The 24,263-nt window shown below is 37.2% G+C and carries 17 protein-coding genes, 2 pseudogenes and 1 riboswitch; of the genes and pseudogenes, 13 read left to right on the top strand and 6 right to left on the bottom strand.

Features of this window, described 5'->3' with window-relative positions; translation table 11 throughout:
* The 3 genes from N3F66_10275 to N3F66_10285 form a co-directional block, all read left to right on the top strand.
* Positions 1-767 (top strand): AMP-binding protein (locus N3F66_10275; GenBank protein ID MCX8124534.1); only part of this gene is annotated, 767 nt, incomplete at its 5' end.
* Positions 768-965: 198 nt separating this feature from the next.
* The gene (locus N3F66_10280) at positions 966-2,426 is read left to right on the top strand and encodes a M20 family peptidase (protein ID MCX8124535.1); all 1,461 of its coding nucleotides are present in this window, start codon (positions 966-968) and stop codon (positions 2,424-2,426) included.
* A 1-nt stretch (position 2,427) separates the two neighbouring features.
* Positions 2,428-3,078 carry an SOS response-associated peptidase gene (locus N3F66_10285; GenBank protein ID MCX8124536.1) on the top strand — a complete coding sequence of 217 codons (651 nt, stop codon included), beginning with the start codon at positions 2,428-2,430 and terminating at the stop codon, positions 3,076-3,078.
* Here the strand turns inward: N3F66_10285 and N3F66_10290 are convergent.
* Entirely contained in the window at positions 3,072-5,288 is a 2,217-nt protein-coding gene (locus tag N3F66_10290; protein MCX8124537.1) for an ATP-binding protein, read from the bottom strand. The genes N3F66_10285 and N3F66_10290 overlap by 7 nt on opposite strands.
* Positions 5,289-5,559: 271 nt before the next feature.
* Between N3F66_10290 and umuD the strand changes: the two genes are divergently transcribed.
* The 3 genes and pseudogenes from umuD (at position 5,560) to N3F66_10305 (ending at position 7,181) form a co-directional block, all read left to right on the top strand.
* Positions 5,560-5,922 (top strand): translesion error-prone DNA polymerase V autoproteolytic subunit, encoded by a 363-nt coding sequence (gene umuD, locus N3F66_10295; GenBank protein ID MCX8124538.1) that lies wholly within the window; start codon positions 5,560-5,562, stop codon positions 5,920-5,922.
* A 2-nt stretch (positions 5,923-5,924) separates the two neighbouring features.
* Positions 5,925-6,965: pseudogene (locus N3F66_10300) on the top strand (Y-family DNA polymerase).
* 66 nt (positions 6,966-7,031) lie between these two features.
* Positions 7,032-7,181, top strand: coding sequence for a DUF4113 domain-containing protein (locus N3F66_10305; GenBank protein MCX8124539.1), 150 nt, complete (start codon positions 7,032-7,034; stop codon positions 7,179-7,181).
* On the opposite strand, the gene N3F66_10310 is transcribed toward N3F66_10305, so the two are convergent.
* Positions 7,174-8,070, bottom strand: coding sequence for a diguanylate cyclase (locus N3F66_10310; protein ID MCX8124540.1), 897 nt, complete (start codon positions 8,068-8,070; stop codon positions 7,174-7,176). The two genes, N3F66_10305 and N3F66_10310, sit on opposite strands and share 8 nt — an antisense overlap.
* Before the next feature lie 600 nt (positions 8,071-8,670).
* On the opposite strand from N3F66_10310, the gene N3F66_10315 reads away from it, so the two are divergent.
* Complete coding sequence (locus N3F66_10315; protein ID MCX8124541.1) at positions 8,671-8,970, top strand: hypothetical protein; 300 nt, start codon at positions 8,671-8,673, stop codon at positions 8,968-8,970.
* A gap of 247 nt (positions 8,971-9,217) precedes the next feature.
* On the opposite strand, the gene N3F66_10320 is transcribed toward N3F66_10315, so the two are convergent.
* Together N3F66_10320 and N3F66_10325 are read right to left on the bottom strand one after the other, a co-directional pair.
* Positions 9,218-9,403 carry a hypothetical protein gene (locus N3F66_10320; protein ID MCX8124542.1) on the bottom strand — a complete coding sequence of 62 codons (186 nt, stop codon included), beginning with the start codon at positions 9,401-9,403 and terminating at the stop codon, positions 9,218-9,220.
* 573 nt (positions 9,404-9,976) lie between these two features.
* Complete coding sequence (locus N3F66_10325; protein MCX8124543.1) at positions 9,977-12,685, bottom strand: helicase-related protein; 2,709 nt, start codon at positions 12,683-12,685, stop codon at positions 9,977-9,979.
* A gap of 712 nt (positions 12,686-13,397) precedes the next feature.
* On the opposite strand from N3F66_10325, the gene N3F66_10330 reads away from it, so the two are divergent.
* From N3F66_10330 to N3F66_10345, 4 genes and pseudogenes are all read left to right on the top strand, one after another.
* Positions 13,398-14,375, top strand: a complete 978-nt coding sequence (locus N3F66_10330) for an alpha/beta hydrolase (protein MCX8124544.1) — start codon at positions 13,398-13,400, stop codon at positions 14,373-14,375.
* Positions 14,376-14,679: 304 nt separating this feature from the next.
* Positions 14,680-15,504, top strand: coding sequence for a hypothetical protein (locus N3F66_10335; protein MCX8124545.1), 825 nt, complete (start codon positions 14,680-14,682; stop codon positions 15,502-15,504).
* Between the two features lie 402 nt (positions 15,505-15,906).
* Positions 15,907-16,296, top strand: a pseudogene (locus N3F66_10340) (acyltransferase).
* Positions 16,293-17,528: a glycosyltransferase family 4 protein gene (locus N3F66_10345; protein MCX8124546.1), complete on the top strand. Its 1,236-nt coding sequence runs from the start codon at positions 16,293-16,295 to the stop codon at positions 17,526-17,528. Before N3F66_10340 ends, N3F66_10345 begins: the two are co-directional and overlap by 4 nt.
* On the opposite strand, the gene N3F66_10350 is transcribed toward N3F66_10345, so the two are convergent.
* Both N3F66_10350 and N3F66_10355 read right to left on the bottom strand, forming a co-directional pair.
* A complete protein-coding gene (locus tag N3F66_10350) occupies positions 17,519-18,310 on the bottom strand; it encodes a hypothetical protein (GenBank protein ID MCX8124547.1) in 792 nt (263 codons plus the stop codon). The two genes, N3F66_10345 and N3F66_10350, sit on opposite strands and share 10 nt — an antisense overlap.
* A 7-nt stretch (positions 18,311-18,317) precedes the next feature.
* Complete coding sequence (locus tag N3F66_10355; protein MCX8124548.1) at positions 18,318-20,174, bottom strand: tetratricopeptide repeat protein; 1,857 nt, start codon at positions 20,172-20,174, stop codon at positions 18,318-18,320.
* Between the two features lie 258 nt (positions 20,175-20,432).
* On the opposite strand from N3F66_10355, the gene N3F66_10360 reads away from it, so the two are divergent.
* On the top strand, positions 20,433-21,131 hold the full coding sequence (locus N3F66_10360) for a zinc metallopeptidase (GenBank protein ID MCX8124549.1): 699 nt from the start codon (positions 20,433-20,435) through the stop codon (positions 21,129-21,131).
* A gap of 781 nt (positions 21,132-21,912) precedes the next feature.
* Positions 21,913-24,051, top strand: a complete 2,139-nt coding sequence (locus tag N3F66_10365; protein MCX8124550.1) for a methyl-accepting chemotaxis protein — start codon at positions 21,913-21,915, stop codon at positions 24,049-24,051.
* 69 nt (positions 24,052-24,120) lie between these two features.
* Positions 24,121-24,181, top strand: a riboswitch (Fluoride riboswitch).
* Positions 24,182-24,263 lie beyond the last annotated feature (82 nt).

The following is a 24,263-nucleotide window of genomic DNA, read 5'->3' on the forward strand; positions in this document are numbered from 1 at the left end:
ATGCTATTTCTGGTGGGGCACCACTTTCAGTATCCGATGCTGAATTTTTTATTGGCATGGGGATGAAAATTCTTGAAGGCTATGGTTTAACCGAGACAACTCCTGTTTTAACCTATAACCGTCCATGGTTTATAAAGCCAGGAACAGTTGGTCAGGCAATTCCCGAAACAAAACTTAAAATAGCTGATGATGGTGAAATACTTGCAAAGGGACCACAGATAATGTTGGGATATTATAAGAATAAAGCTGCTACTGAAGAGGTGATGACCAAAGATGGTTATTTCAGGACAGGTGATATTGGAGTTATTGACGAAGACGGATTCTTAAAGATAACTGGGAGAATCAAAGATATCATCGTAACAGCTGGTGGAAAAAATATCTCCCCACAGAATATTGAAAACAGCGTTAAGACATCACCATATATTGAGCAGATAGCAGTAATTGGGGATAAACGCAAATACTTAAGTGCGCTTGTCATTCCTAACTTTGAAGCAGTAAAAAAATGGGCAAAACAAAAAGGGATAAGTTTTACTCAAAATTCTGATTTAATTAAAAATGATGAAGTATACAAGCTTATCGAAAGCGAGATTGCAAAATATACCAAGCAATTTTCGCGTGTTGAGCAGATTAAGAAGTTTACACTTCTTGAAGCAGAATGGACTCAGGCAACAGGTGAGTTAACTCCAACACAGAAAGTAAAACGAAGAGTTATTGAGCAGAAGTATGCAAAAGAAATTGATGCAATGTATCCACCTGACATCGATTAAAACAGTTGTCCATAAGAATATGATACAAGGGCAGATATTCACATCTGCCCTTTTTTTATGCTAAAAAATATTAAAATACTTGCAGTTATTGGGTAATCTTAATTATGTATATAATATATAAGAAAGGCTTTCATATATGGCTGGTGTTGGTCTTAGTGTATATGCCAGATGAACAAATTTTGTTTAAAGGGGGTGTATATGGTTAAAAATATTTTAAAAATTATAGGTATTCTAATTCTTGTCTTTTTGATAATTCTGGTAGTGAAAGCTCTTACAATTTCGTCAAAGCAGGTGGATGTAAAGGAGGCTATCCCATATAAAATAGATAGTATGATTGCTGCACAACATCTTTCTGAAGCAATACAGATCCAAACAATATCAAATCAGGACAAATCCAAAACAGATTTTAAAACATTTGAGCAATTCCATAAATTTTTGGCAAAAACCTATCCTGGGGTGCATAAAAAATTAAAAAAAGAAGTGGTAGCAGGGTATTCGCTGCTTTATACATGGAAAGGCTCTGACCCTTCGCTCAAGCCAATGCTTCTTATGGCTCATCAGGATGTAGTGCCAGTTGAAGAGTTGACGAAAGATCAATGGAAATATCCTGGCTTTTCAGGTACAGTGGCTGATGGTTACGTCTGGGGCAGAGGGGCACTGGACATTAAGAATCAATTAATTGCCATTATGGAAGCGGTTGAATTTTTAGTTGCCCGAGGCTTTGCACCAAAGCGGACAATTTATCTGGCGTTTGGCCATGATGAGGAGGTAGGTGGGGAAGGCGCTAAAGCTATCGCAAAGCTACTTAACAACAGAAATGTGACACTTGAATATGTCATTGATGAAGGTGGTGCTATCATGGAAGGCATGTTGCCGGGTATTGAAAGCCCTATTGCACTGGTTGGTATTGCTGAAAAAGGCTATTTAACTGTAAAGCTTACTGTGAAAGGCGAAGGGGGGCATTCATCAATGCCACCACATCATACAGCATTAGGTGTTTTAGCAAAAGCACTGGTAAACGTTGAAAATAATCCATTTCCTAAGAATTTTGACAGCCCTGCACGCCAGATGTTTGAATATGTTGCTCCTCATATGAAGTTCCCGTTGCGCATACTATTTGCAAATATGTGGTGCTTTAAACCATTACTAAAATGGCAGTTTGAAAAATCAGAGTCAACAAATGCTATGATACGTACTACTGCAGCGGTGACCATGGCAGGTGCAAGTGAAAAAGAAAATGTACTGCCAACGCAGGCTTGGGCCATGATAAATTGCAGAATATTGCCAGGTGAAACAATGGATACAACTATTGGGTATCTAAAAAAAGTAATTGATAACGATGCAGTTGTGATAGAAGCTATGCCGTGGTCAAACAATCCTTCACCAGTATCAGACATTCATCAGGGTTCGTTTACGTCTATAGCTACTATAGCCCGGCAAATAAATCCTGATGTTATTGTTGCGCCTTATCTTGTGTTGGGTGCCACTGATTCCCGCCACTTTAATGCACTGACAAATCAGATTTATCGATTTAGCCCTGTTAAAATGAATGCTGAAGACTTAAAGAGAATTCATGGAATCAATGAACGTATAAGCATATCAGATTTAGGGAAAAGTGTAAAATTTGTAATTTCATTAATTGAAAAAACGCACATGTAATATGTGTGGCAGGTTTGCACAGATTGAACCTGTAGATGTTATTGCAGAACGCTTACAGGTTGAAAAAGTACAAGTGAAAAATACTGCACCACGCTACAATATTTGCCCCGGGGAAGATATTGTAGCGTTGGTGCAAGATCCTACGTATGCATTAGTTGAACACAGGTGGGGGCTTATACCTCACTGGGTTAAAAATGTATCTGACGCAAGGCCGCTTATCAATGCTCGATCAGAAACAGTTGCACAAAAGCCAAGCTTTAAAAAGGCTTTTATGCAACAAAGATGTATACTTCCTGCTTCCGGTTTTTTTGAGTGGAAAAAAGATGGAAATAAAAAAATCCCGTATTATATAACGATGAATGATGTTTTTGGATTTGCAGGAATTTATGATACTGTGAATATTAATGGTACTATACTCACAACATGTGCAATACTTACAACGCAGGCTAATGAGCAGATGAATGCAATCCACAATCGTATGCCTGTCATCATTACACTTCCTGATTTTATGACATGGATTGACAAAAAGACCACTGAAGATAAGTTATTCAGGTTAATGGCGCCCTTTCAATCTAATCTAATCATATATCCAGTTTCACCAAAGGTAAATAGCCCTACATACAACCAACCTGATTGCATCAAACCTTATTGAATTAGAGAAGATATTACCTGGGTCAATTCATCAAGTGAAAATGGCTTTCGCAATACAGCATCAAAACCATAATTTTTATAATCAGACAATATTGGTTCATTAGTATAGCCAGTAGTTGCGATGCACTTACATTGAGGCATTATTTGTTTTATTTGGTTAATAATATCTATAGCACCTCTACCACCCTTGATGGTTAAGTCAAGAATAGCAATAGTAAAAGGATTGTTGCTTTGTGCAGCTTGTTTGCTTGCCGCTAATGCTTCATCGCCATTGGTTACTGTGAGGATTGAGCACCCCAGCAATGAAAGCATCTCTGAAAGTGATTCGGATATTAGTGTATCATCATCCATTATGAGTACATGCATCCTGGAAGGATTGCAGCTGAAATGCGATAATTCTACAGAGCTATCGCTTGCAGATTCAGCGATAGGCAAATAGATGGTAAAACATGTTCCTTGTTTTGAAGATTCAACAGTGATATGTCCCTCATGCTTTTTTACTATTGAATAGGCAATTGATAAACCCAATCCATGTCCGTCATCACGTGTGGTAAAAAAGGGATCAAATATATATGGCATGATTTCAGCAGGTATGCCATGGCCCGTATCTTGGATAGAAATCTGTACGTATTTCCCCTTTATGGGAAGCTGATGGTCATCGATAGTAACATTTTTTGCTGTAATAGTAATTGACCCCTGTTGTCGCATTGCCTGCCTAGCGTTAAGGATAATATTATGTATTACCTGTGAAATCTGTGTGGGATCAACGAGTGCATTATAAAGATCATCTGCGATGTCAAAGGTACACTGAATTGATGAGCCACTTAATACAAATTCGGCGGTGTCCTTTATTATATTTATAAGGGATGTGGACGTTTTGACCGGGGCGCCACCTTTGGAAAAAGCTAAAAGTTGAGTTGTTAGATCACGTGCTTTTAGAATAGCTTTTTGGGCTCGTGCAGTTGCTTTCATTATCCTTTCATTGTCAGGTGATAGCTGTTCAATAATTGAGATATTTCCTAAAATAGCGCTGAGCATGTTGTTAAAGTCATGAGCTATTCCCCCTGCAAATATGCTCAATGATTCATATTTTGCACTCTTGATGAGTTCTTCTTCATAACGAACTATATCTGTTATATCACGTATATCAACAATACAGCCATCAATTTTATTGGCAATAAATAACGGTGTGCATACTATGTGGGTGTGATAATTATCCCCGTTATTTCGTATAATAGTATTTCGGAAAAGTGCAACTGGTTTGCCGTGAGATAAAACCTGTGTCACAGGATCGTCATATACAGTATTTGTTATTGCATTAACTATTGTACAATGTTCTCTGAACGGTTTACCTATTACGTCATTTTGAAGTCCAAAGAGTTTGAGAGCAGCGTCATTAATGCTTGTAATAATTCCTTTCTCATCAGTTACTACTATTCCATCAGATATAGACACAAGTATGGCCTGCAGGCGTGCTGTTTCCTTTTGGAGATTTATATTGCTTACCATTAATTCCTGTTGTGTGTGTTCAAGCTCCTCATTGATGGCAGTAAGTTCTTCATTCATTGCTTCTAATTCTTCGTTGGTTGCAGATAATTCTTCATACTGGCGTTGTATCTTGTCCTCTGCTTTTTTTGCAGTTACTATCCCCAGTTTATGAATTGAAAATATCAGGTATGAAATAACTGCAACAAATGTCAATGCAATGCTTGAGTCCATAAAATATTCAACTGCTTCCCAACGTTCTAATCCTAAATGGAAACGTGAATACAACGTAAAGATGATGAGTAAAACCATATTTGCAAAATAGTAAAACCATATTCCCCTGCGGCGCTCAATGAAAAGCAGTGGTGTGTATACCAAACTTGCTGCAATCAGCACTATGCTATCTAAACGCTGTAATACCTGACCCTTTTCAAAGAACATAACAATCCACAATGCTATTTGCACACTTGCAAATGATACATTTGCTGCAATTTGAAATTTACCTTTTCGTAACAGTGTTAATGAAATCAGTGCCGTTAAAACTCCACCTGCAAAAGGCAACAGGATAGCAGGGTCAGTAGTGCCATGGGCAATAAAATAAATCCCCATAATGATTGCAAGAAATATTAACGAAAAATTAAATACCAATGCAGCCCATGCTTTAAGCTGCAGCACAATGTCTTTATCTTTGTATGATTGCAAAAAATAGCTGTCAGGCAAATTCATGTCGCTCCCTCAATCCATATAACGGCAATTTGTGGGTAAAACATAATAATTTTGCACAATATATAGTTTACTGTTTCATATAACAGGAAAAAATAAAGGCATTTTTCAGCTACCATTTTTTTAAAGAAATACAAAACTTTAGTTGACTAAATAAATGTATAGTATATTTTTGGAATCAGAGTATACTGTATGGAGGTTGAATTTTGAGGTACGTATGTGTATACAGCTAATCCATTGTACATTGCTGCCACTGAAGGCGCCCTTGTATCTTATGGCAATCAAGGCTGGTTTTCCATCGCCGGCGGATGACTACGTTGAAAAAACGCTGGATTTGAACGAGCACCTTATTCGCCATCCGGCGGCCACATTCTTTGTGCGCGTTTCGGGTGATTCAATGGCACCGCTGATTAATCACGGCGATATTCTGGTGGTGGACAGGGCTCTGACCCCATCAAGTGGTAGCATAGTCATTGCAGCAGTAAACGGCGAGCTTACCGTAAAGCGCCTGCTGTTACAAAACGGCATTCCTATGTTGGTACCCGACAATGACAGCTATGAGCCTGTTGCTCTGACCCCAGAGGCGGATTGCACGCTGTGGGGAGTGGTCATTCACATTATCCGAACGGTGGTATGAGCATGTGGTATGCGCTGGTTGACTGCAATAACTTCTACGCCTCATGCGAAAAGGTGTGTAATCCTGCGCTTGCACACCGCCCGGTAGTAGTGCTGTCAAATAACGATGGCAATGTCATTGCGCGCTGTCCACAGGCAAAAGCGCTTGGTATTGAAATGGGCGCGCCGTTTCACAAGTGCAAAGGCCTCATTGCGCGTCACAATGTGGCAGTGTTTTCGTAAAACTATGGGCTGTATGGTGACATGTCTCGCCGTGTTATGGATACATTGTCAACATGTGCGCCGTATGTGGAGGTGTACTCTATTGATGAAGCCTTTATACTCTGTGATGTCCCTTTTGCAGAGGCAGAGGACTACGCGCGTTCTGTTAAGCAAAAGGTGCTGCAGTGGACTGGTATTCCGGTTTCGGTGGGGATGGGTGCCACCAAGACGCTAGCAAAGCTTGCAAACCACATTGCAAAAAAGCGCACACAAAATGGCGTGTTTGTGTTGGGGGGCGATAGTTACTGTGAATCGTTGCTGGCAAGTATTGATGTTGAAGAGGTATGGGGCATAGGGCGGTGTCTTGCACAGATGTTGCGCGCACATGGCATATTCACTGTATGGCAACTGATACACGCCGATGACAGCTTCATAAAAAAGAAGATGACAGTGGTGGGGCTTAGAACCGTCTATGAGCTGCGTGGCATCCCCTGCATTGGATGGGAAGATGTACCTCCGCCAAAGATGGCAATCGTAAGCTCGCGTTCGTTTGGCAGACCTGTAGACAATGCAGATGAACTTTTGCAGGCGGCAGCACACTACAGCGCCATTGCTACAGATAAGCTGCGACGCCAGCAGAGCGCTGCAGGTGCGGTTACTGTGTTTGTGTCAACCAACCCGTTTAAGGATGAGCCACAATACAGCAGCAGTGCCACAGTTGTTCTTGATATGCACACGGCGTATACACCGGACATCATTACAGCAGCGCACACTGCGTTGCGTACAATTTACCGGCAGGGGTATCGTTATAAAAAAGTGGGCATTATGCTTACGGATATAGTTCCTTCACAGGAGCTATCGCCCACGCTTTTTTTGCACATGCCAGGCTACCAAAAGCGCTCCCAACTTATGCAGGCAGTTGACAGCGTTAACCGTGAACATGGCCGCGGTACAGTGTATTTTGCCTCAGAGGGTGTGGTGCGGCCGTGGTCAATGAAACGGCGATATCTTTCGCCGCGCTATACTACGCACTGGGATGAGATACCTGTTGTTACGTGATGTCGTGATACACCTGGTTTTTGCCATTTTTCTTTGCGGTGTACATTAATGTATCAGCTCGTGAAATGGCAGTGGTAATGTGTTCATTCTCATGGAGCAAGGTGGCACCACACGAAGCAGTCACAGTTACAGTAGTGCCATTGTATTCAAGAAATGCATTTGCAATCAGCGTACAAAGCTTGGTGGCGATAGTTACTGCTGATTGATGGCTTTCAATAAATAACACAACAATAAATTCCTCACCACCCCAGCGTGCAACAATATCGTATGTCCTTACGTTATGTAATAATGTGTGTGCAACAGTTTTGAGAACTGCATCGCCACAGTCATGACCATAAATGTCGTTAAGTTTTTTGAAATTATCAACGTCAAAAAAAAGTATAGCAGTAGATGGTTTTGATACCTTCATTTCTAAATAACGTGGATAATAGATACTTTCAAAGCCTCTTCGGTTAAACACACCTGTTAAGGGATCTATCAACGCTAATTTGACAAGATCCTGTTTTATCTTCTGTTGAAGAAACAACATAGGATAAAAGATCTCAATGGCTCCTATTTGTGCTCCATTTGCATACCAGGGTATTCCCTTAACATGTACAAGTAGCCGGTAGCCTTCTTTATGATGAAGGTAAACATCGGTTTCAACAGTTTGCGCATTATTAATAGATAATAGCATTGGACATGAATAATGGCACAGTTGCTTGCCTTCCATGTCTATATGGCGAAGTATGTTTTCACTGCATGATTTGCCAATAACTTCGTCTGCAGTAAAGCCTGTGATAGATTCGGCGGCTTTATTCCAGAATAAAATTTTTCTGTTTTTATCAAGTATATAAATTCCATCATTTAGCGAATCTAGCAGTGATTGGGTGTATTCATCAATATTCATAGCTTTACTATCTCTTTTAAAATTTGAATTATTTACAAAATTAGTACATTATTCTGATAATATATTATTGTATCATAGTCAAAACTATAGATCAAGTTTTTCAAACCAGTGAAAATGACTTTACAATTATGCATTCATTTTTTATTGACATTATATATTGTCTATACATATCGTAAATGTGAAGGTAGGGTAAACATCTATTATTCATTGTGAGCGCATCCCTCTCAATATACTTGAATATTTTGAAGCAGTAACAGAAGTATATATAATGATAATAATGTGGTCTTTGCAAATCTTTTTGGTGAGTTAACAAAGCGCATCACATAATTTCATATAGAAAGTTACGAACGCCTCAAATGTATTCAGATACATTCAAAGTAGTGCACTAAAATATCATTAGATCATATTAATTATTTGATATAATGAGCACAATGGCTAAATTAAGGAACATAATTGTTTTATTCATCACTATGAACATGTAGATTCAGAAATGGTTATCACAATGATAAAGAAATACCTTAATATCTTTTTGCATCATAAAGAAGCACTTGGTAACTATATCAAAACAAAGTATATAATTAATACATAAGGAATACTATTATGATTGATGCATCGGCACTGTTTATATTTACTACTATTGGTTCAGTTTTTGTATGGATTGTGCTATTATTTAAGGTAGTGATGAGCCCTTTTAGCGAAAAAACAAAGTTAAAGCTTGTAGGAGTTTTATTAATCATTGCCCTCTGTTATATCCTCATCCCGTCGTGGGTTGTTAAAGCATTTGCGCTCCAGGGTTATGGAGTTCCTGCTGCAATAGTAAGTTCGCTATTTTTAGGGCAGGTTATTCTGTATTTTCTTATAAACGCTGCAATTAAGCGGTTTGGAAAATTAAAACAGTAAATCTATTAAAGCGATAAATATGCAATGAAAATAACCGTAAAATTAACCACTGGTTAATAATAGTAATGAACCAGTCAAATTAACCACAGACGAGTAGTCATACCAAATGCAATAATAAAGCAAGAAAAGTTTTTTGTGTGCTGAATAAACGACATATGATGTTCGTGTGGTGTTATTTGTAATGGGTGTACGTTACACACTTTTGATTTGATTTTTCACATATCCTAAAGCAATATTCCAGCGCCTTTCATGTGCTACTTCGCAGTGCTACTGTAAATCTATGGGTATTACAATGCCTGTATATTGCTCCAAGAATCGGTTCTACCATCTTCTTGCAGACTGCTGTAAACATTGTGTTCTCATACCATTGCCCCGGCATGGAGCGTTCAATGACCAATACGTGATACATATACTCAAGTGCTACCTTTGGCACTAGTGTTGTGCCACCTCAAGTGCTTACAAAAATTTTCCTGTGTACATGCGCAAAACATCCCACCACCTGCTATTATGTGCAGCAATGGTTGCATCACAGGCTCCATAGCCATCTGTTTACACATACACACTGTAGCCTACCAACAACTTCAGTGATACTTCTTTGCTTGTGGAGACCAATGCAACGGTATTCCATCACTGTACTTGGATATTATAACATATGCTATCGAGTACTCAGTTACTTGACTACCCAGCAACAGTAGCTTAGGCTATCGCGCAACAATTATTTCCTTGCACCTTTTTTCAAGAAAAGTTTGGTACCTGCACAGCTTTTATTCTAGCGCTGCATCACTGTTTGTGTACAGGGGCTAGTATTGTATCAAGCTCTTTATAATTCCTTGCCCTATGCATAGTAGCAGCTTTATGCAACAGGAGCACTCTTTTCTTTATCACGTATATGGTTATACTACTTTCTCTATGGGTAAACTGCTGAAAAATTTTTCTTGATTGAAGAAAAAAATGTAAATACTAAACAAAGTAATCAAAACTGCCATTGAATTTTCAAATTAAAATCTCATGATAGTATCACACAATAGCAATCTATCATGACCTCATACATATTAAATTTGTGTTTAGTGAGCCATTCATTTTTTGCTTTAATTAAAAGCATATCAACTTTCTCAAGTATTTGTGCATTATACACAGCCTCCTCATCGGGAGTACAGCGAAGTATATGCATGATATCATCCATACGTTCACTGTCGTATAAAATTTTTCCTTTTCCATCAAATAGAACAGGATAGTGGCGGTTCTTACATTTAAAAAGCACATAGAGCATTATTGATTCTTTTAGTGTAGACAGCTTTATGCTACGGATTCCCGATGGAAATCGTAATATTTCTTTTTTCAGTAATTCATCACATTGTGCAATATCATCAACAAAACTTGAAGAATGGAGATTGTCAGCTCTCTCAATGAATTGCAGAACCTCATCTAAATTAAGCTCATGGTCGCCAAAAAGTGCTATGGATTTTGCTAAATGGACCATTTCGTAATCCTTACCGCCTTCAGCTACTAGTACCGGTATATCGGCAAATGAACGTATTTCATTATTGCGTGTAAGCAATCTATCCTTCCAGCGTACAGCATGATACACACTATTACTTTTCATTGTAGAAGGTATAAAATTAAATACATACACTTCACGTGGCTGGTGCCAAGGCCGTAGTATACGACCCATTCGCTGAGCAAGTGTTAAGACAGTCCATGGCAAATCAAAGTTTATTAAAATACGTGCATCCTGAAAGTTAAATCCCTCAGACATTGCCCCAGTTGCAACTAATATTTGAACTTCGTCACCGTTTCTTTCCTCGTCTTCATCAATATAGTCAACCTTATTTGCTATTGGTGCAAATCGCTGAATAATTGCTTCAATTTTATTAGGATCGACATCAACAGTAGTTTCTACATTCACTAAAGGCATTATTTTTTTTATTGCCTCATTAACATACCGGGCTGTTTCTCGGAAGTGACAAAAAACCACTATTTTTTCATTGTTAAAGCGCTGTATGAGTTCAACTAATTTATTAATCTTGTCATCTTTTTCGTAAAGCATTGATTGTAGTTGCTGTCGCATTCTAATTGCAAAAGAGCTTAATTCCTTTTGATTGTGGAATCGTATCTTTTCAAATCCACCTTCGTATGAAAGCTTATTCAAAAGCTCATCAAGCTGCTTTAATGATGAACATGCTTGGTGTACAATTTGAGCTTCCCAGAGAGGATCTCGTATGCCTTCATTATCATCAAACAGATTATTGTTGTCATTGGTACTTCTTCTGTATAAAAGATTTCCTTCAAGCAACTGTTGCAGGATGCTATCGCCCTGATTCATATACTCAATAGTTTGAAAATGCAGTGTATGCGGAAAGTAACGCTTTTCATTATTTAAGAAAAGTACATAACGGTTTCCTTCATCATCAACCGAGCTATAATGTTTTACCACTGTGGGTGCAGTGAGTACCACAACAGGTGGAAGCTCTGGTAACTCTGATGGAGTTGTAATACTCCATTGAATATTGTTGATTCCATAAAGTCCTTGTTCTTTTTTGGGCGGAAGGAGCTTAAGTTGTGTATTGATATCATCAACACTAGTGCTATAAGGAGTTGCAGTCATCAAAAGTATCTTTGCGTTTCGTTTGTAAACTGCATCCAAAATCCGTTGATGCGAAAGTCGTATATTTTCTGTTGAACCTATGTTGCGCATGTGATGGCTTTCATCTAAAATAATAAGCGTATTTTCATCTATATGCGATAGCTCCTGTAAGAGGTGAGCCACATCAATTGATTTTCTGAAGTCATCAAGCGACAAAATGTAGTACGAAAATTCCTCACTTGAGACGCGGGCTGCACGTAAAATCCTTCGCCACATTCTTTTTAAACCAGCAGGACACAAAACAATTACTGAATTAATACTTTTATTCATGGCTAGATATGCTGCTATATGTGCAGCCATTACTGTTTTTCCTAAACCCGTTGAAGCAACTAAATACGAACCATTATGCTCTTCAATTGTTCTAAGTAAACGTGATACAATTGGTTTTTGATAGCCTGTAAGTGGGGGTAATTTACCGGATAATTCTTCATTAGGAATTTCATACAAAAGAAGTAGTGACCGAATATAAATAACATAAGGAGAATAAAGTTTTAAAATATCCTGTAACTTTTCTAATAATTCCTGTGCAATAGGTTGTCCTTGATTAAAATATTCATCAAATTTGTTAACAAAATAGATGACATCTTCAATATCTTCAACAACAACACCAGCTTCGCGGCTCATTATAAGTCCACTGTAAGTAAAATTTGCGGACGTAACTACTACACGATGTATGTCAGCAATATAGAGTTTGGCATGCTGGTAAAGAAACCGTGGTGACAGCGTTGTATATACTACTTCTGGCTGAATATTTAAGTTTATCGTAAAATAGCCCGCCTTTAACGCTTCACATAGTTCTTCTATGAATTGTGTTTTATCTTCAATATCTGAAGCCGCAAGGTCTTCTATAAATTGATCCACAATTGATTCAATTTTTAATTCCACACCTTCATTGCGCCCAACCAGCAAACGGACATCCTTTCCTTTGAGAAGGGTACGGAGTAAATTATAGCCTGATGGTTCAAAATATGCAGTGGCAATTCTTACAACTTTTGCATCCTTCAATGCATTGTGTATGCATTGCAATGCCATGCCAGATCCAAAAAAACGATTTAACATTTTATTTTCCATATCTTTTCTACAAAAACTATTTTCTTAATATGTAATGTAATATCTTCTTTTCCAAGAGTAACGATGGTTGCCCAGTCCCTCTTATTTAACCCTTACCTTTCTTGGCGACAGCTTTTGGTATTATTCTTTGATAGCGTGCAATAGTAAAGCTTCACAACTGTTACCGCAGTGCACGCATGCTGTTGTATATGTGATTGAATACTACGAGATCTATTATTTCAAAAACAAAAATTTTTATTTTTCTACTACATGCCACATCAATTGCCTTTAAATCTTTTTTCTATAACGATTTTTTAAAGTAAAACTTTATACAAACATCATTTTCATGCATTATAAATGCAATGAAAATGTAAGCATAAAGTGTAATATGAAAAAATGTAGTCGTGTAATAAAAATTTATCTGAATCTTGCACAATAAATTTAAAAATTAGAACACAAAACTGTAAAAACAGCAAAAAAAAGCTTTACTTTTATAAAGAAATAATATATCATATATCGATATCGATATAATTCTCTAGTATAATTATTCATTAATTTGGAATGTGTGTTTTTTAATGTTATTGGGTAATCGAATACTTGCATTATTCTAGATGAAATATTTTTATTGTTATATAGGTCAGCAATTTTTACAACAACAGAAAATTATTTATTTGTAAAACTTACAGTGTAAAAGCTGTAAAAGTAATAATTAAGTATCAAAGGAGGGTTAAGCATGAAAAAAATATTAATAGTAATTGCTCTTATTATCGCTGCACTTATAGCAGTTGATGCATATCTATCGCATATTACATATAATTATAATCCCAAAAAGCTTCCTGCTACATTTGATGAATACTACCAAACAAAACTTAAAGAAAGCAAAGAAAAAGGGGTTCGCCCTAACAATGAAGAAAAACTTTTGAAGTTTGCTCCAAAAACAAAAATAGCAATGCTCTACATTCACGGATATGGAGCCTCACGTGGTGAAGGCCAATTTGTCATAGATACTATCGCTAAAAAATTGCAGTACAATACTTACTACTTGCGTTTACCGGGCCATGGCACCAATATGGATGATCATAAAAAAACAGAATATTATCAGATCTTGGACACTGCCATTGAAGCAGCCCAGATGGCAAAGCTTTTGGGTGAAAAGCTTGTAATTATTGGTACAAGCATGGGTGGTACCATTGCAACGTATATTGCAGCACAGCATCCAGATATACCAGATGCCATTATATTAGTATCACCTTTTTACCGGTTTGCAAATCCAGTTGGCAATGCATTATTTTTTAGGCCATTTTTTAAAACTGTGTTGCTCTTTACTACATACCGTGAGCGCAAAGATCCTTATGATGATCCAAACGATAACTGGACCATGTATTGGTACGCAAAAAATTACTGGGCTTCACTTCACTCATTGCTGGACTTGGCAGATTTAATTGCACATGATGATACTTACAAAAAAGTATCATGTCCAGTATTGTTGCTCTATTATTATAAAGACAAAGAACATAAAGATGGCTCAGCTCAGGTGGAAGCCATGCTGAAAGCGTATGATACATTTAATAATGGGCACCCCAATCCTTTGAGCAGAAAAGTAGCAATAGAAAATGGCGATCATGTATTATTGTCAAAGTATGTGAAATCTGATTGGGATAAAGCAGAAAAAGCTATCACAGTGTTCTTACATGACCTTGCAAAGAATTAATTGCTTTTACCATATACCATGAATTATTCTTTAAATTTACCTTATACCCCTTTCCTTAAAAAAGGAAAGGGGAAGCAAATCTCCACTAACAGTAGCAAAACATGAAGCCATGTTATATCCAAACTTATTGATAAAACATTTATTACAAAAACGTTACATGTATATTTCTTCCATGTTAAATATCCCCATTACGTCTTTAGTGAAACTACCCAGTTGTTGACAGCATACCTTTTTGTTACAAATATAAAAAAAACGCACAAAAATGTGCGTTGTAAAATAATAATTATTTTAAAAGGAGTTCATTATGAGTAGACGTGCCCAAATATTTATCCTCTTTATGGTTTGTATCACAAGCCTTGTTATTGTTACAGGTAATAGCTACTCGGAACAAAAAAAAGTGTATTTCCCGGTAGCATTTACCTATAACAGTATCTATTGGTGGCGTGGCATAGAATTAAATGGTAAAGGTGCTGGAGTGCTATGGCCAAAAGTGGGATTGGAAATCAGTGGAGTCACTGCGTATGTGACAGCTGGTATTAATCAGGACTATATCATGGCAAATGAAAAAGGTGACACAAAGCTTGCAAAAACGTATCATGAATTTGACTATGGTATTGAATATGCCTATACCAAGGACGCATTGAGCAGTACTGTTGGGATAAAATACACACATTACCCATTTTACGACAGTGCAGGTGCAACGGTAGACCCCTCTTTTATTGAGGCCTATTTGATTGCAAGCTACTCTCTGTATTTTGTGCCAACCCTTGAAGTGTACTATGATTACTTTGTTGAAGAAACTGCTGATGAAACACCAGTTAATGAGGACGTATATGTAAAAGGGACACTCTTCAAAGAGCTGGTGAATGCAAACAATTTTATATTTAAAACCGGTGTATGGATTGCCTATTATAATAATGCCTACCTTGACAGGAAAGGATTCAGTGACACCGGGATAACATTTTCATCAACATACGATCATCAAGGGGTTACATTCTTTTCGGCAGTAAATTATGCACGCACACTTGATAAAGACTTCCATATCCAATACGATGTTGATGCCAATGGTAAAAGCAGCAAATTAAAAAATCATTTATGGGCTGATTTTGGAGTATCTTTAAAATTATAGATATATAGAGAATTACTAACTTAACTAAGATTTCAAACCAACTGCATATTCAATATGCCAGTTGGTTTTTGCATTATAAATAATAATAAAAAAATATCTTGACGGTGTATCAAATTTGAATAGTGTGCCTTTAAGTTTTTCTATTAAGGATTGTTTATGGATAACTATCTCAAAGTATCAGCATTAAAACGATTAGCTTTTAACATAAAGACCCGACTGTACTGGGAGCTTTCATATAAAAAGAAGTTTGCATCTGTAGCTGGCAATCCTATAGTTTGGGGTTTATGGAATATTGACATATACGGCCCCAACATACATCTTGGCAAAAATGTGGTTTTTTTAGCAGCAAACGGAAGCAAAACATCTCTCACTACAGTACGGCTAGCAGGGCATGAAGGCAGAATTGATATTGGCAATAATGTGCTGGTTATGAATGGAGTACGCATCAGCAGCGCATCCCACATCATCATTGGCGATGACTGTATGCTGGCTAACTTCTGTTACCTGACCGATGCTGACTGGCATGATATCCATGACCGCACCAACCCTATTGGGAAGACTGCGCCAATCATATTGGAACGGGGAGTATGGATAGGCGATTCTGCTATTATTTGCAAAGGTGTACATATTGGGGAAAATTCAGTTGTGGGCGCTGGTGCTGTGGTAACAAAAGATGTACCCGCCAATGTTGTTGTTGCTGGCAATCCTGCACGGATTGTGAAGGAAATTGATCCCGATAAGGTTATCACTCACAGCAGCCTGTATGCAAAAGTTGGAGCACCCCGTCTATGAGGATATGCCTTCTGTGTTACAGGGCAAACCCTTTTTGTGGTGGTCAGGGTATTTACCTGAAATATGTTGCAGAGGCCCTATCCCGTCAGGGACATGAGGTGCATGCCATAGTTGGCCCTCCCTATCCACACAGAATGCAAAATGTTACCATTCATTACATTGAAAATAATCAATATTATATCAAAAAAGGCTTTGAATTCATCAATCATGATAATCCATTTGATATTTTTCATCCCATTAATACATACGAATATTTGCATTCACGGCTTGGTGCATTTCCTGAAATAAGTGGTTTTAGCTACCGTGCTTTTTTTGCGCTGCGAAAGCTCCACGAAAAGCTAAAGTTTGATATTATCCATGACAATCAGTGTATTGGCTATGGGCTTCTTTTTATGAAAGCATTAGGTATCCCGGTGATAGCAACCATTCATCACCCACTGACTATTGACCTTGAAAATGTGCTTGAACGAGCTTCATCGTTTAAAAATAGATTTAAAGGAGTGATGTTTTATCCAATACTTATGCAGAAAATTGTATCAAAGCGCCTTGACCATATCATAACCGTTTCAGAAGATTCCAAAAACAGAATTACAAAAGATTTTGGTGTTCCTTCTTACAAACAGTCAGTAGTATACAATGGGCTTGATACCTCAATTTTTAGAAAGTTACCACACATAAAGAAAAAACCAGAAAAGCTACTATTTGTTGGTAACGTTGAAGATGGCAAAAAGGGGTTTGTGTACCTTTTAAAGGCGCTGACCCTCATAAAAAGCAAAGCAACATTAACTGTTATTGATGGCGGTGCTCCTCACCGGCGCATCACCCAGAAGCTTGTTGATACTTTAGGTGTACGCAACAAAATTGAATTTGTTGGTGCAGCATCAACTGATGAACTAGTACATCATTATAATGAAGCAAGCGTATGCATTGTTCCTTCAGTGTACGAGGGGTTTGGATTCCCTGCTGCTGAAGCTATGGCATGCGGTACTCCTGTTGTTGCCAGTGATGGTGGTGCACTCCGTGAAGTAGTTGGTGATGCAGGAATTGTTGTACCTGTGCGGGATGAAGTAGCATTGGCTGATGCTATCGATAATCTACTACATAGCAAAAAGCTCTTACAGGAGCTATCGCACAAAGGGATAGAGCGAGTGAAAACACTCTTTAACTGGGACAATGCTGCTGTACAAATTTCAGAAATATATAACAAGGTTATTGCTTACTACTACCGATAATTTATTATTTTTGTACTTTTAGGCAATTTTAATTCGGCCACCGTGTCTGGAACGGCAGCATCAACTGTATACTGCTGCATGGTTACTTCAAACATTGTTTTGCCATTAACATCTACCAACCGTATTGCATTACAGGTAAAGATATTGTTCTCTATTTTTGGTTTTATAAAATAAATCTCATATCGAGCGTTGCTGCGCTTTTGTATAAACAAAATTTTAGCAGGAACATTATCTTTTAATGATATTGTCTGATGCATTACATCATTTTCCAAAAGTATAAACTGCTCATTGTGAGACTCAACTGCCTTAGCTGCATAGTAATCTTTTAATAACGGAATTTTACCAATTAGAAGATTATCAATAAGCTCAACATCTATATCAAACGGCAAAAAAGAGTATACAGGAAATTTAGTATAGTCAAACACCAGCAGGCTGTTTTCAATAGGCTGATAAATATAGAGTGTATCGTTGTCTCGTACCACTACGCTGAGCTGGCTTCCAAACACCGAATCAACTATTGACATACGCGCTTTTTTTGCGTCCACGTTGTACAATAATTTTGCAGATGACTTGAAACTGTTTTTTGATATGCTTTCAATCCTGAATGATGCAGATACAGTATGTGGCAACGTTGCATTTAATTGTATTATTTTTTCTAACAGAGGTGTAGCATTGGCTTCTTTTTTTTCAGCTTCTATCACCTGTGAAGAAGCACAAAAGCAGCAAAAAAACAGCAATGCTATTACTGCAATAGGTAAAATGTTTTTCCTTATACTTATCATGGCTCTATTACTTCCTTTTTTGGCTATTAATCTTTTTTTGCACTTCAGGTTTAGGGTCAAGCGCATACGATTTATTCCAATACTCAATTGCTTTATCCTGCAACTGCAGGGCGTTGTAGGCATCGCCTATATGCTCGTACACAACGGCATCAGGGTACCCTTCAAGCTCTAATTCCTGAGCCGCCTCAAGCAATAATGGCAATGCATCATGATATTTCCCCATTTTATAATATACCCACCCTAATGAATCAAGATATGCTCCATTTGTTGGTTCGCTCTCAAGAGCGGAATTTATCAGCATCAATGATTCATCCAATTTAATGTTATTATCTGCATAGAGATAACCTAAATAATTACATATCCGGGCACTTTTTTGCTCACTATTGCAGGCTTCCTGTAATATGGCGATAGTATCCTGCAGCCTTTTCTGTTTATCAATAACTGATGCTAAGTAAAAATAATACATTTCATCCTTTTTTATATTGACTGCTCTTCGCAACATATCCTCAGCACCCCTATAATCATTTTTTTTAAGATACACAAGACCTTTGAAAAAATATGCATCTGGATTATGTGTATCAATTGCCTGTACTGCATTCATGTATTCAAATGCTTTAGAATAATCTTTCAGGAGGGCATACAAATACCCAATGCGAAGTAAAATGTCTTTTTCATTTTTTGCTGTTTTTGCCTTGCCATAAAAATAGATAGCTATGTTATACTGATTTAAATCTTCATATATTTGCCCTAAATATAAATTTGCCTCCTGTATATTTGGGTCCATTTCCAAAGCTCTGGAGAACATGGATATTGCTGCGTTGTAATCTTTTTTTTGATATAACAATACCCCTGCAGTATAAAAATTTGATGCAGCAGTAGCCTTATCCTGCTTTCTTAATGCAACACGTGCCATTGCAATATATGGCATGTCAAGGGAGCTGTTCATTCGTTTTAATTTTTGTGCTAGCTCTAATGCCTCATCATCTTTGTGAAGGAGTTCCTGATACATCATTCGTGCTAGCTGTCCTTCAGAGCTTCTATGATGAATAGCCTTACGCAATACCGGCAATGCCTTCATATCTTCATAGATATAATATATCCTGCCTACATGCAATATGGCTTTTATGTCATTAGGGTAGCGATCAAGATACTGTGACAGAAAGTTAGTTGCCTGAGTTATCTGGCCTTTTTCAAGATTTAAGAGGCCAAGAATATACAGCATAGAATAGTTTTCAGGATTTTCATTATATGCCTTAGAAAAAAAGTGATATGATTTTTTATACTCACCAAAACTGTAATATATATGCCCAAGGTAATAATACGATTGTTCCTTGTAGTATGATTCTATCTGTTCAAACTCACTCTGTTCTACAACCTTAAAAAAATGGTATCGTGCTTTTTTATTTTGTTTATATTGCGAGTAATACACTGTTGCCAGATTAAAGCGCACTCTATACAATTCTGGTCTTTTTTGCAATAGCTTTTCCAGTGCTGCAACACCTTCATCAATCTGATTAAGGTTCATATATACTGAATATTGCAGCAGGTACGGCTTATCCCAGTATTCATTTATAGCTATTGATTTATTTGCATAATCTATCGCCTTTGCATAATCATACTGATAGTAATAGCATTCAGCTATCTGATAATAAATGGCATCTAATTGATTGCTTTCTTTGCTTGCTTCTTCAAGTAAAGCGATAGCTTGCGAGTAATTCTTTTCATTTTTCAGTAATAACGCTTTACTATACAGTTCAAACGAGGTTTCTTTATAATGGGGTTTACTGACAGTGCTGTCTTGACTTTTTTGAGCGGAACTACAGGATATAATCGTAATCAATAAAAACAATAGGGATTTTTTCATGACAATATTTCCTTTACCCAATTATTAAGTAAACGTGACTATAATGAAAGGTATATATAATATATACTTTTTTCAGTAACTGTCAAATATAAAATATCGCACGATGAAAGCAGCATTAATTTTGTAACAAATGCAGGTGTTTTGATACAAAAATACTTTGCAAGTATAAATAATTTTTGTATATTATACACTGCTGGCAGGCAGTAAGCATGAAGCTATGAAAGCAAAAGTATAATAATATTTTCAAGGAGGTAGAAAATGCTTTTTGGGATTGACCCCTTATACTGGATGATGATGGCTCCGGTACTTCTGATTTCTCTGTGGGCATCGTTTAGAGTCAAAAGCGCGTTTAATAAATTTTCTCAAGTACCATCCCGCTCAGGGTACACCGGTGCTGATGTTGCACGAATAATTTTGCAACGCAACGGATTGTCGCACATTCCGGTAGAAGAAACCACTGGATTTTTATCAGACCACTATGATCCAATCAAGAAAGTAGTGAGGCTTTCGCCTGAAGTATATAATAGCAATTCACTTGCTGCAATTGGCGTTGCCGCGCATGAAACAGGCCATGCAATACAACACGCTAAACTGTACAGGCCTTTAGTGCTACGCAATGCAATTGCACCAACTGCATCCATTGGATCAAACCTTTCATGGATAATCATTTTTGCAGGTTTTATCATTGGTTCACTTGGTCTGGTGAAGCTTGGCATACTGCTTTTTAGTTTAGTAGTGGTGTTTCAGCTTATAACCTTGCCGGTTGAATTCAACGCCTCATCCCGTGCAAAAGAAATTCTTCAGGGGTATGGCATTGTCAGTGCAGGTGAACTTGCGGGAGTAAGTAAAGTGCTTTCCGCTGCTGCCATGACTTATGTGGCAGCTGCAGCATCTGCAATTGTGACACTGTTGTATTTTCTAATCCGCGCAGGATTGCTGGGCGGAAGAGATGAATAATAGATTGAGGAAGGAGATGGGGTGAGTAATTCACCCCATTTTCATTAACGGCGCAGGATTGCTGGGTGGAAGGGATGAGTAAAGTTTATAAAAGAGAGGAGTGAGTAAATCACCCCATTTTCATTTACCGCGCAGGATTGCTGGGCGGAAGGGATGAATAATAGATTGAGGAAGGAGATGGGGTGAGTAAATCACCCCATTTTCATTAACGGCGCAGGATTGCTTGATGGAAGAGATGAGTGATATTTTATTAAAAGAATGGGTGTATAAATCATCTTTTTTTATTCTGTGCAGCATTGTTTAGTGTAAGGCTTGTAAAATAAATTTAGAAAGGGGAGGGGTGAGTAAATCGTCTTTTTTTTGTTTTTTACAAAAATTATTTAATAAATAACTGGAACAATAATGGTAATAAAAGAACTGAGTGGGAAAATCATCCTTTTTTTATGTCCACAGCATTGTTTGATGAAAGAAATATAATAATAATTTTAGAAAAATAATGTGATGAGTTAATAACATTTATTCTTTATTTGTATTGCATGGAATTTATTATATGGATTTGACTGCACACATATATAATGCATATCTTCTAGTGTTGTGATTAATTTATAGATCACTGTATTAGCCTCTGTGACAGAGGCTTTGCGTACCACACTTTACACAATTATCCTGTCAAATAATGTTAATACATCTTAAATAATAATTAACAATGACATTTAAATTGTTGACATATTTTTTTGAATCTTATAAATAAAATCAAAACGATATATTACTGGAATACGCAATGAGGGTAACCTGCTTACTTCAATATCTACTGATAACAGTGTTGTGTCTGTGTGCAGCTGGATGTGATTCGGACAATCCTATAATTGACCTTCGATATAACTGGAAAATATACTCTGGCGACAACTTTTCAATAGCAAATCCTGAATTTGATGATATATCATTGCAATCAATTAACCTTCCCGGAAAACTATCGCCTAAAAAAGCAAAACAGTATATATGGCTAAGAAAATCAGTAGTAATACCAGAAGCATTTAAAAATTATGATAGTGCGTTTGTACTGGGCAAAATATGGGATGTTGAACAAACATATTTTAATGGATATAAAATAGGCTCTGCAGGGAGCGAATACCCCAACTTCCACTCAGAATGGAACAGTTTCAGGTATTATATCATCCCATCACATATAATCAAGTATAACCAACCAAACGTCATTGCTATTAGAGTATTCAGCAACCAGAATGCTGAATATAATGGAGTGCCTCTGATTACAACGTTGCCACATGCAAAAGTGATAAATTTTTACCGTTCTCTATTGGCAGAATATATACCACTTGCAACGAGCTTTCTTACTCTTATTTTAGGTATAATTGCTCTGTATTATTATTTTAAAAATAAAGACATGCTTACATTGTATTTTGCAATTGTTTCTGTTTTATGGTGTATAAGTGCAATGCATTTTTATTTGCCGCATTATTGGATTTTTGACTTCAATACACAGGATAAAATATACTACGCCTTGACTGCAGTTATTGCTATCGTTGTATATTTCTTCTTTGAAAATGTGACAGCAAGTTACAACAGAACTCTCAGGATTGTGATTACAGTTGCTGCTTTCTGCATGATTATTTTAAGCCTTTCAGCTACTGAAAATGACCCGGTAACCGGTTGGAGATTCCAGGTTATAGGTACTTTTGGGCTAATTGTACAGATACTGTGGGGGTTACTTATTATAAAAGGAATACGCAAAAATCAGAGGGAAGCAAAAACACTATTGATCCCTTATCTTTTTATGATGTTATGTGTAGCACATGATTCACTTGCTGTTTCAGGTGTACTGTATGCAAATTTTTTCTGGCTTAATTTAGGATATCCGGCACTAATTTTAGGCATAGGCGCCATACTGTCTCAACGTTCCGCAAGACTTGCGGAGGAACTCCTTGAATCAAAACAATACATTGAAAAAAAGAATGCAGACCTGATACAAATCTTACAAAAAATTAACCAGTCAATTGCAGAATTACAGCAGGTTGCAAAGGAGGTTGAGCGTTCAGCTCATGTATTGCAAACAAGCATGCATGACCAGACATCAAGTATAGAGCAGACATCTGCAGCTCTAGAAGAATTTTCATCTACTGTAGATATCATTGCATCTAACTCCCAGCACCAGGATACAATCCTTAATAAAAACAAAGAACTTCTGATGGAATTAATCAAAGGCATCAATCATATTACCGATGCTGCAAAAACGGCAGTAAAGTTAAGCTACAAAAGCCAGGGCCAGACTGCGGTAACGAAGGAGCATCTTTCAGAAGCACTTACAGGTATAGAGAAAATAAAAAATTATTCTGACACCATATTGCAGATAACTGAAACCATTAACGATATAGCTGAAAAAACCAATTTGCTATCACTCAATGCATCAATTGAAGCTGCCCGTGCAGGAGAGTACGGCCGTGGTTTTGCCGTTGTAGCTGATGAAATTGGCAAATTGGCAGACAGATCTCTTGAACAATCAAAGAATATACAGACAATTTTATCTGAGATAGTTAGTGATATAGAAAATCAAACTATTCTTATGGGAACAGTGGTATATTCAAATGAGGATGTTGAGCGTTCTGTATATATGGTTAATCACGCAATAGATACTATCCTTGATTTTTGCATGTCGCAGGAGCAATTGACCAAAAGCATTGAAGAGAATATGGCAGTTGTGTTGCAAGGGTCATCACAGATAACAACTGCCACACAGGAAGAAAAAATTACTCTTGCCCAGATAACATCCACAATAAATCAACTTGTTGAAATAACCAATTCTGTATATGAAAATACTGAAGCACTCACAAAAACATTAACAAAAATTTTAACTCAGATAGATACGTTGCAATCGATATCACAGGGAAACGCTAGTACTACATAAATTATTTTTTATTCTATTGACAAAAGTGCTACACTTTTTACAGTTCACATTTGTAACAATTACTGCTTTACTATGACTGGGGATGGGGTCCCCCGTTAAATGCCTTCCGGCTGATGGCTCCTACTGCATGGCAGTAGGTTTTTTATTTTCACCTGCGCCAAAATTTTACAAACGTATGGAGGACGTTATGCTTACTATGTTTGCGGTAGCCT

This window comes from Spirochaetota bacterium (assembly GCA_026414805.1).
In the GTDB taxonomy this organism is placed as follows: Bacteria; Spirochaetota; UBA4802; order UBA4802; family UB4802; genus UBA4802.